General features: G+C 33.5%; 10 protein-coding genes. 2 read left to right on the forward strand and 8 right to left on the reverse strand.

The features are described 5' to 3' along the window. Positions 1-26: 26 nt before the first annotated feature. The gene (locus QO190_RS04455) at positions 27-620 is read left to right on the forward strand and encodes a hypothetical protein (protein WP_371461965.1); all 594 of its coding nucleotides are present in this window, start codon (positions 27-29) and stop codon (positions 618-620) included. A gap of 111 nt (positions 621-731) precedes the next feature. After that, on the forward strand, positions 732-1565 hold the full coding sequence (locus tag QO190_RS04460) for an alpha/beta hydrolase family protein (RefSeq protein ID WP_371461966.1): 834 nt from the start codon (positions 732-734) through the stop codon (positions 1563-1565). Between the two features lie 64 nt (positions 1566-1629). Here the strand turns inward: QO190_RS04460 and QO190_RS04465 are convergent, their stop codons facing one another. The 8 genes from QO190_RS04465 to QO190_RS04500 all read right to left on the reverse strand — a co-directional run bounded on the left by QO190_RS04465 (position 1630) and on the right by QO190_RS04500 (position 9653). Then, a complete protein-coding gene (locus QO190_RS04465; RefSeq protein WP_371461967.1) occupies positions 1630-2451 on the reverse strand; it encodes a flavin reductase family protein in 822 nt (273 codons plus the stop codon). 91 nt (positions 2452-2542) lie between these two features. Next, complete coding sequence (locus tag QO190_RS04470; protein ID WP_371461968.1) at positions 2543-2956, reverse strand: GxxExxY protein; 414 nt, start codon at positions 2954-2956, stop codon at positions 2543-2545. Between the two features lie 376 nt (positions 2957-3332). Further along, positions 3333-4580 (reverse strand): fumarylacetoacetase, encoded by a 1248-nt coding sequence (fahA, locus tag QO190_RS04475; protein WP_371461969.1) that lies wholly within the window; start codon positions 4578-4580, stop codon positions 3333-3335. A gap of 72 nt (positions 4581-4652) precedes the next feature. Beyond that, positions 4653-5123 carry a hypothetical protein gene (locus QO190_RS04480; protein ID WP_371461970.1) on the reverse strand — a complete coding sequence of 157 codons (471 nt, stop codon included), beginning with the start codon at positions 5121-5123 and terminating at the stop codon, positions 4653-4655. An 88-nt stretch (positions 5124-5211) separates the two neighbouring features. Further along, positions 5212-6342, reverse strand: a complete 1131-nt coding sequence (gene hppD, locus QO190_RS04485; protein ID WP_371461971.1) for a 4-hydroxyphenylpyruvate dioxygenase — start codon at positions 6340-6342, stop codon at positions 5212-5214. 104 nt (positions 6343-6446) lie between these two features. Beyond that, positions 6447-7730: an acetyl-CoA hydrolase/transferase family protein gene (locus QO190_RS04490; protein ID WP_104793296.1), complete on the reverse strand. Its 1284-nt coding sequence runs from the start codon at positions 7728-7730 to the stop codon at positions 6447-6449. Positions 7731-7925: 195 nt separating this feature from the next. Continuing rightward, complete coding sequence (locus QO190_RS04495) at positions 7926-9113, reverse strand: homogentisate 1,2-dioxygenase (protein WP_371461972.1); 1188 nt, start codon at positions 9111-9113, stop codon at positions 7926-7928. A gap of 111 nt (positions 9114-9224) precedes the next feature. Further along, positions 9225-9653, reverse strand: a complete 429-nt coding sequence (locus QO190_RS04500) for a CBS domain-containing protein (protein ID WP_371461973.1) — start codon at positions 9651-9653, stop codon at positions 9225-9227. Positions 9654-9895: the final 242 nt, after the last annotated feature.

Consider the following 9895-nt stretch of genomic DNA (forward strand, 5'->3'; position numbering starts at 1 on the left):
TGAAATATTAAAAATGCAATTCTCTCATGAAAAATCTTGAAAATCTTCAAACGTATTTGCCTTTAGGTTATTTATATTTAGTCATTCTTGGAATTATTAAAGAGAGTATTCATTTTTTTCAATTGGGGATTAATATTTTGAAATATTCCACCTTGATGGACGTTCTTTTGAGTCCCATTGCAGATTTAATGTCTCATCCATTGATTTTTGTATTATTCATCGTGTTTATTGGAGGCTATTACGCTTTACTAAAATACGCTTACAACTCAAAAAATGAAAAATTATTTCAAAATTTCATGGGCAAAAATAAGCGCAAAGAAGATTTTACCATCCATGATTTTTACCAAAAAGTAGCAAGTATTATGATTTTTACAATGGCTTCCTTTTTTGTAGGAATAGGTTTTGCAGAAGGTAGATTCGAAGCAAATAATGCCATGAAAGGTGATTTAAAATATAATTATAAACTCAATTATAACTCTGGAGAATCAGAAGTAGTTCACTTGGTCGATAACAATAGTGTCTATTATTTTTATTTTTCAAAAGGGAATAAAAACATAAAAATAGCGCCAGTTGGAACCGTCAAAAATCTAGAAATCATAAAAAATAAAAGATTAGAATAATCAGAAACCACCGAATTTTCGGTGGTTTTTTGTTCCCCTCTTTTAGAGGGGTGGCAAAATTTGACAAAATTTTGACGGGGTGTTGCTTCATATTTTTATAAATTTACAACTATGAAATTTACAGTAGAAAAAAATATCGTTTTAGAAAATCCTGCAACCAAATCTTTTTTGGTTGATGCTTTTGTTCCAGAAAAAGAAGGGAAATTACCACTCGTGATTTTTGCTCATGGTTACAAAGGTTATAAAAATTGGGGCGCTTGGAATTTGATGGCGGAAAAGTTTGCTAAAAACGGATTTTATTTCGTGAAATTTAATTTCTCGCATAATGGAACTTCGCTTGATAATCCGAGTGATTTTGCAGATTTAGAAAGTTTCGCACAGAATAATTATTCTAAGGAATTGAGCGATTTAAATTTCGTAATAGAGCATTTTAGCAAAGATAATCGAGTAGATGCAGAACATATTACTTTAATCGGACATTCTAGAGGTGGCGGAATTTCCATTATTTCTGCCTCAGAAAATTCTAAAATCAAAAATCTCATCACATTAGCAAGTGTAGACACGCTGAAAAGATTTCCTGTTGGTGAAAAATTAGAAGAATGGAAAAATCAAGGCGTTTACTACAATTACAACAGCCGAACCAAGCAACAAATGCCTCATCATATTCAGTTTTTAGAAGATTACTTAGCAAACGAAGATAGATTTTCTGTAGAAAATGCTGCTAAAAATTTTAAAGGAAATTTCTTAATTATTCACGGTTCAGAAGATGAAGCAGTTCCCTATTCTGCTGCCGAAAATTTACATTCTTGGGTTGTAAACTCAGAGTTAATTCTAGTAGAAAAAGGCAATCATACTTTTGGAGCCAAAGAACCTTGGTTAGATTTTAAATTACCCACTTTGCTGAATGCTGTAGCGAATGATTGTATTAAATTTTTGAAAAAATAATTCTATAACAAAGGCGGACTTTAGTCCGCCTAATTTTTAATTCCTCTTTGGATTTAGCCAAAATTTATTTTAAAAGAACTTTCCAAGCTTCTTCTATTTTGCTTTCTAAAAGCAGTTTTTGCGCTTCTAGATGTAAATTTTCATCTGCGGAGAAATTTCCTTCAGGTAGTTGTTCTACATTCGCCAACATTCCTAAATCATTTCCTGTGAAAATTTTAGAATTTCTAATTTCTGAAGGCAATTGATCAAAGCCAATTCCTTTCGTAACCAATGGTTTTGGAACTTCGAATAGTGTTTCTGCACTTGTTCTTCCGTACCAGTTTCCGCCCAATCTAGAAACTAAATCCAGTTTCTTTTGGTCTAAATTTCCTTCTTCATTTAAAAACTCTTCTCTAATGTGAATTTTTAAAACTTCGCAGATGACTAAATTTCCAGCGCCACCTTCGTTTCCAAGTGGTTTTACTTCGATGACTTTACATTCAAAATTCACGGGTGATTCTGCAATGAGTGGTGGTTTTACCAATTCTGATGGTTTTTTAGTTAATCCAGATTTAATAAATTCATCTACACCTGTTTCATATTCTGTAGATGAAAGTGAAACTTGCTGAACCATATCAAAATTCACATTTCCAATCACCACTTCTGGAACTTCTAGCACATTATGAAGGGTGTCTTTTGTAGAATTATCTCGAACTCTTCTCGCAGGAGAAAAAATCAGAATCGGTGGATTAGAACTAAATAAATTAAAAAAACTAAACGGCGAAAGATTCACATTTCCGTTTTTGTCTATGGTAGAAGCCAGTGCAATAGGTCGCGGAGAAACAGCCGTTTGCAAAATCATTTGCACTTGCGTTGGTGATAATTCTGATGGATGGATTGTTTTCATTTCTATTTATTTCTATTTTAACACATTAGTCATATTAGAGTTTAGTTTTTTTGAAAATATTTAGAGCACATGAGTTGAAAATCAAAGATTTTCATCTAGGTAAATTTTCAAAATTTCTACTAACAAAAGTTTCCGTTCCTTCGTTATATAAATTGTAAACATTAAAATTAACTAATATTGCTTTAGGAACTTGTAATAAGTTCATATAATTCATGGTTTGTGCCTTATGAATATTATGAATGTCATTCACGGATTTTAATTCTAATACGATTAAATTTTCAATTAAAAAATCACATTTCACTTTGCAATCTATTTGTTCTCCTTTATAATTAAAAGGAATTTCTAGCTCTGATTTGAAACTTATATTTCTTAAAATAAATTCTTTTTCAAGGCATTTATGATATACTACTTCATACAAACCGGGGCCTACTAATTTGTGAACTTCTATACAAGCACCAATAATGTTATAGGTGAGTTCATTTATTATTTTTTGGGTTATTAGCATTTTAGTTTTTTTAGTTTTTTTTCACTTTGAAAATATCGTTTTCAAAGCCTCATGTGTTCTACATATTCTCAATTATTTATGTATATCTGATGTGACTTATGTGTTAAATTTTTCACTTTGTTAATGACATTAAATGTAAATCATTTATTTTTTCATTTTGAAAATGTAGCTTTCAAAGCCTCATGTGTTCTAATTATTTTCAATCATTTTTCTTAATCTGATGTGACTTATGTGTTAAATTTTTCACTTTGTTAATGACATTTAAATGTAAATCATTTATTTTTTCATTTTGAAAATATAGCTTTCGAAGCCTCATGTGTTCTAATTATTTTCAATCATTTTTCTTAATCTGATGTGACTTATGTGTTAGAAAACTTTACTTAGCTGGCAAAACTTTTCCTCTCACTTCTCCGAAACCTACTCTTATTCCGTCTTTTTCAGAGAATCCTTTCATAATTATAGTATCGTGGTCTTCTATAAATTTTCTTTCGCTTCCATCTGAAAGTTTTAGCGGGTTTTGTCCGCGCCAAGTCAATTCTAGCATAGAACCAAAACTATTCGGTTCATTTCCAGAAATCGTTCCAGAAGCATATAAATCGCCAACTTCCACATTACAACCATTGATGGTATGATGTGCCAATTGTTGCGTCATATTCCAGTACATGTATTTGTAATTGCTTTGGCAAATTAGGTTTTCTTCGCCGTTTTCTGGTTGCAAATACACTTCTAGGTTAATGTCGAAATTTTTATCTCCTTCAAATTTTAGATAATCTAGAACTTCAGGTTCTTGCTTAGGTGATGCAGTTCTAAAAGGTTCTAATGCTTCTAAAGTCACCACCCAAGGTGAAATAGACGAACAGAAATTTTTTCCTAAAAACGGACCAAGCGGAACGTATTCCCAACTCTGAATATCTCTTGCGCTCCAATCGTTGAAAATCACCATTCCAAAAATAGCGTCTTCGGCTTCTTGGGTAGAGATGCTTTCTCCAATTTCTGTATTTTTATTCAATACAAAAGCCATTTCTAACTCAAAATCTAATTGTTTTGAAGCACCGAAAATTGGTTTTTCTGCATCTGCAGGTTTCATTTGACCTTTTGGTCTGTGAAAATTAATTCCCGAAACCACAATTGACGAAGCACGACCGTGATAACCTACTGGTAAATGTTTCCAGTTCGGGAGCAATGCATTTGCAGGGTCACGAAACATTTTCCCCACATTGGTAGCGTGTTCTATACTGCTGTAAAAATCTGTGTAATTCTGTACGTGAAGTGGCATCATCATTTGTACTTTATCTAAATCATAGAAACATTCTTCTATGGTTTTTTCGTCATGAGAAAGCGATGAACCTTCTAATAAAAGTTCCTGAATTTTTAAACGAACAGCATTGGTTACCGGTTTTCCTAGTTCTATAAATTCATTGAGCGTGTATGCTTCGAAAACGTTTTCATTTAACCCTTCTATTTCGTCAAAAAATCCGTAATCGTATAAAGTAGCGAGATCTATCACCAAATCGCCAATTCTGGTACAACAAGCGATGTATTCTCTGTTAAAAACCGCTACACCAAAAGGAATATTATGAATAGAAAAATCTGAATTTTGTGGATAATTTATAAAAGATTTCATGTCTTAAAATTTGTTTTAAAGATATAAAAAAGCCCGAAAACAAAAGAATTTCGGGCAATATTTCAATGTTTTTTATTTTACCAAAGCAGTGTCAATCCACTTTTCATTATTATTCATGTTGATTAAAAAAAGAATACCGTCTCTTTCTTGAATCATGAAATTGTACGTAAGCGGAATGCCAATTTTTTGACCTTCTAAAACATCTGCTCTTACAGAAATGTAATTGTTATTTCTAACGAAATCTCCAGAATACAGTTTGGTCGTTTTGCTCTGAGCAGAAGTATCGTTGATGAGCTCTACAATGTTGATATTTTTATCAGCTAAAAAACTTACAACGTATTTGTAAACCACAGTTCCTTTATTTTGAATCAGGACAAAGGTTTTTCCTTCTAAATTTACATCCAGTACTCTTTTTTCTACCTCTCTTTCGCGTAAAAGTCGGTCTAGTTTTGCATTAATGTCTTCGTAGTCTCTAGTATTCGTTTTTTGAGAAAATGAAAAAGCGAATGAAAAGATGGTGAAAAATAAAATTATTTTTTTCATATGTAGACATATATTATTTTTAAAGGTCATATGCAATCGCTGAACATTTATTAGCGTTGGTGTTTGCTAATCTTGGCGATTTCATAATTTATAGGTTGCCTCTTCTGGCTTGTTCTCTTTCTAAGGCTTCAAATAATGCTTTGAAATTACCAGCTCCGAAGCTTTGCGCACCATGTCTTTCTATAATTTCGTAGAAAAGAGTAGGGCGGTCTTCTACAGGTTTTGTGAAAATTTGTAAAAGATAACCTTCTTCGTCACAGTCAATTAGGATTCCTAAATCTTGAAGTTTTTTAATGTCTTCGTCTATTGTTCCCACTCTTTCTGGAACCATTTCGTAGTAGGCTTCTGGTGGTGCTGAAAGGAATTCTACTCCTCTCGCTTTCAATTCTGTTACCGTTTTTATAATGTCTTTAGTCGCTACTGCAATGTGCTGAACTCCTTCTCCTTCGTAGAAATCTAGATATTCTTCTACCTGAGATTTTTTCTTCCCTTCTGCTGGTTCATTAATTGGGAATTTAGCAAATCCGTTTCCGTTGCTCATTACTTTTGACATGAGTGCAGAATATTCGGTGTTAATTTGCTTATCGTCAAAACTTAAAATATTTACAAATCCCATTACTTCTTCATACCATTTTACCACTGGAATCATTCTGTCCCAACCTACATTTCCTACGCAATGGTCTACATAAAGCAATCCACAATCCGAAGGGTTATAATCTGATTCCCATTTTTCGTATCCTGGCATAAATGGACCCTCGTAATTTTTTCTTTCGATGAACATGTGAACGGTTTCGCCGTAAGTATAAATTCCAGACATTTTTACCTCGCCGAATTCATCTTTTAGCGTTTTTGGTTCCATGTAAGGTTTTGCACCACGATTTGTGGTTTCTTCGAATGCTTTGTACGCATCATCAACCCAAAGTGCAAGAATTTTCACTCCATCACCATGTTTTCTTTGATGCTCACAAATTGGTGAGTCTGAAGATAAACCTGAGGTAAGAACCAATCTTATTTTTCCTTGTTGCACTACATAAGAAGCTCTATCTCTTACTCCGGTTTCTGGCCCTGCATAAGCTACGCTCTGAAAACCGAAAGCAGTTTTGTAATAATGGGCTGCTTGCTTAGCGTTTCCTACATAAAATTCTATATAATCTGTTCCATTTATTGGAAGAAAATTCTCTGCCTGCGCTATTTTTTCGGCAAAAGTAAGTGTGCTCATTTTTCTCTTTTTATTTGGAGTTTGTTATGTGCCAAATTACAAATATTGTGTGATGCGAACAAAAAAAATAAACAAAACCTATCTTTTTGATAGGTTTTATGATGTTATAATGCGTGTGATTTAAATCGTTCGAAGCAGAATTTATCGAGCATTTCTCTGTCATCAGGATGGGCAATGTCAATGAGTAGTTTTGCGCGCTGTCTCATGTTTTTTCCGTAGAGATAAGCTACTCCATATTCTGTTACCACATAGTGAATATGACCTCTAGTCGTTACTACACCAGCTCCTTCTTTTAGGTAAGGAACAATTCTAGGAACTCCTTTTTTGGTTCTAGAAGTAAGGGCAATAATAGGTTTTCCACCTTCAGAAAGTGCAGCTCCACGAATAAAATCCATTTGTCCGCCAATTCCTGAATATTGATAAGTGCCAATAGAATCTGCACAAACTTGACCTGTTAAATCTACTTCTATAGCAGAATTTATGGCTACTAATTTTTTGTTTCTTCTAATGATAGAAGGATTATTAACGTGAGTCACATCCATAAACTGGAAGGAAGGATTGTTGTCTATGAAATCGTATAATTTCTTTGTTCCAAAACAAAATGCAGTAATGGTTTTGTTGAGATGTGTTCCTTTATATTTATTGTTTACTACGTCATTCGCAACTAAATCTATGATTCCGTCACTAATCATTTCCGTGTGTACGCCTAAATCTTTGTGATTGTGTAGAGAACTTAGAACCGCATCTGGAATCGTACCAATTCCCATTTGAAGCGTAGATTTATCTTCTACCATTTCGGCAATGTATTTTCCGATGGTTCTTTCGTCATCAGAAACTTTCGCAGCGTAATCTACTGTTAATAAATCGGTTTCATGCCAAACCATTTTATCAATTCTTTTAACATGAAGCATAGAATCTCCTAGCGTTCTTGGCATTTTAGGATTTACCTGTGCAATCACATATTTTGCAGAATCTACGGCACTTCTCGCTACATCTACAGAAGTTCCCAGTGAACAATAACCATGCTGATCTGGCGGTGAAACCTGAATAATGGCTACATCTAACGGAAGAATATTATTTTTAAATAAAATAGGAATTTCACTCAAAAAAACGGGAACAAAATCTCCTCTGTCACTGTTTACAGCTTCTCTTACTGGTGCCGAAACAAAAAGAGAGTTGATGTAAAAACTGTCTCTATATTCTGGTTTTGCAATTTCTACTTCACCTTGAACGGTGATGGAAACCACTTCTACATCTCTTAATCTATGGGCTTGTTTTGCTAATTCCGAAATCAAATAATTAGGAGTACAAGCACTCCCGTGAAAAAATATTCTTTGGTTGCTCTGGACAAGTGATAAGGCTTCTTCTGCCGTGACGTAATTATACATAATATAATCGTTTTTATGTTTCTAAACTTTTCAATTTTCTCTATTTCCCAAAGTTACATTTTTATGAAGAATGTACAAGATGAGATTTATCAAATAAAGTTGTGATTTTTTGATAATATTGACCTGTTTTTGTGCTAAAGTGCATAAAAATAGGAATTTTTAACCCATAAAATTTTTAAATGTTTATTCGGGTTTTTACTCTTGACTTCTGTCGTGTAAATAATTTTCTTCAGTGTCTAACCAACTGGTAGCGTAGGTTTTATCTTCCACTTTCATCGCTTCTTCTGTAATTTTCAGTGGTCTGAAAGGATCTATCATTACCGCATATTCTTCGGTGAATTTTTTGCCAATGCTTCTTTCCATTGAGCCAGGATGAGGTCCGTGAACAATTCCGCCAGGATGAAGCGTAAAATCCATTAAGTCAATATAATTTCGGCTCATAAAATCTCCTTCAGTGTAGAAAAGAACCTCGTCTGAATCTATATTCGAGTGGTTATAAGGTGCAGGAATCGCTTGAGGATGATAATCGTACATTCTCGCCACAAAAGAACAAATCACAAAATTATGCGCTTCAAAATTCTGATGAATGGGTGGTGGTAAATGCACTCTTCCTGTAATCGGTTCAAAATTTTTGATATTGAATTTATAAGGGTAGAAATAACCGTCCCAACCTACCACATCAAAAAGATGCGTAGCGTAAATAAAATCCCAAATCAGGTTTTCTTTTTTTATTTTAATGAGAAATTCTCCTTTTTCGTCTTTGGGTTCTACAAAAGTGGGAGCGATAATATCTCTTTCGCAAAAAGGCGAATGTTCCAGCAATTGCCCGAACTCATTTCTGTATCTTTTTGGCGTATAAATCGGGGAGTGTGCTTCTAAAAAGAAAAAGACATTTTCAGTAGTTTCTAACTCTACTTGATAAATCGTTCCTCTTGGAATGATAAGGTAATCACCTTTTTCGAAGTCTAAATTCCCAACAAAGGTTTTCAGCGTGCCTTTTCCTTCGTGTATGAAAAGCAGTTCATCACATTCTGCATTTTTATAAAAATATTCCGTAGATTTTTTAGGCTTTGCCAAGCCCATTTTTAAATCGTTGTTTAACAACAAAACTTTTCTACTTTCTAAATAATCAATTTCGGGAGTGATTTGTACACCTTTAAACATTCGCGGCGTGATGTTTCGGTCTACTGCAATTTTTGGAGTAACATCTTTTGGCGTTCCAATAGATTTAATCTGTGTAGGTCTGTGAATATGATACAGTAACGAAGAGATTCCGTGAAAACCTTCAGTCCCAAAAAGCTGTTCGTAATAGAAATTCCCTTCCTCGGATTTAAAAATGGTATGCCTTTTTTGCGGAATTTTTCCTAATGTGGTGTATCTCATTTCTACTGGTGTTCTGATTTTCCCAAATATAATAAAATTTAGAAATCTCACTCCATAAAAAACTCCCGATGGATTTCGGGAGGAGAAATGGTATTAGTTCAGTCGAAAAATTTAAGTGTTGATATAGTGGGTAAGATTTTCGATGACGTCTTTTTGGTGCAATAAAACTTCGTCTAGAAGGTCTTTTACAGAAATTAGACCGATGAGTGTTTCATTTTCTACCACAGGCAAATATCTCACATTGAGTTGAGTCATGATTTCCATACATTTTTCGATGGGGTCATTTTTAGAAAGTTTTGGGAGGTCTGTTCTCATAATTTCTCTTACGGGAAGTTGCTTAGAACTTTTGTTGAGAAGCACAACTTGTCTTGCGTAATTTCTCTCCGAAAGAATGCCGAGATATCGTATTCCATCCATTACGATAACAGAGCCTATGTTTTTGTCTGCCATTAATTTTAAAGCTTCGAAAACGGTTTTTTCAGGTTCGATGATGGCGAGTTCTCTTGATTTTCTATCAAGAATGTGTTTTATAGTTCTCATATTCATGTGGTTTTAGTGTGTTTCTAAAATTAATAAAATATTTTGAATATGAAATAGTTAGCAAAAAAAAATCTAAAATTTTTGAGAAAATATTTTGCTAGAAAGTACTTAAAATGATGAAAACTTATCTGCTATTGCGATGTACATAGCTTGTGTAATTTTTTTTAAAACGCAAAGATGTTTTAATGATTTATTTGCAATTTTAAGTGAGGAAAGTATACAAATCAATTCGTTTTTTAAAC

It is taken from the genome of Cloacibacterium sp. Arc13 (assembly GCF_041431305.1).
Taxonomy (GTDB): domain Bacteria; phylum Bacteroidota; class Bacteroidia; order Flavobacteriales; family Weeksellaceae; genus Cloacibacterium; species Cloacibacterium caeni_B.

Excerpts from the sequence above, each read along its gene's own strand:
- QO190_RS04490 (WP_104793296.1), bottom strand. The coding sequence starts at position 7,730 with ATGTATAATTACGTCACGGCAGAAGAAGCCTTATCACTTGTCCAGAGC.
- QO190_RS04495 (WP_371461972.1), bottom strand. The coding sequence starts at position 9,113 with ATGAGATACACCACATTAGGAAAAATTCCGCAAAAAAGGCATACCATT.
- QO190_RS04455 (WP_371461965.1), top strand. The coding sequence starts at position 27 with ATGAAAAATCTTGAAAATCTTCAAACGTATTTGCCTTTAGGTTATTTA.
- QO190_RS04465 (WP_371461967.1), bottom strand. The coding sequence starts at position 2,451 with ATGAAAACAATCCATCCATCAGAATTATCACCAACGCAAGTGCAAATG.
- QO190_RS04460 (WP_371461966.1), top strand. The coding sequence starts at position 732 with ATGAAATTTACAGTAGAAAAAAATATCGTTTTAGAAAATCCTGCAACC.
- QO190_RS04500 (WP_371461973.1), bottom strand. The coding sequence starts at position 9,653 with ATGAGAACTATAAAACACATTCTTGATAGAAAATCAAGAGAACTCGCC.
- hppD (WP_371461971.1), bottom strand. The coding sequence starts at position 6,342 with ATGAGCACACTTACTTTTGCCGAAAAAATAGCGCAGGCAGAGAATTTT.
- QO190_RS04470 (WP_371461968.1), bottom strand. The coding sequence starts at position 2,956 with ATGCTAATAACCCAAAAAATAATAAATGAACTCACCTATAACATTATT.
- fahA (WP_371461969.1), bottom strand. The coding sequence starts at position 4,580 with ATGAAATCTTTTATAAATTATCCACAAAATTCAGATTTTTCTATTCAT.
- QO190_RS04480 (WP_371461970.1), bottom strand. The coding sequence starts at position 5,123 with ATGAAAAAAATAATTTTATTTTTCACCATCTTTTCATTCGCTTTTTCA.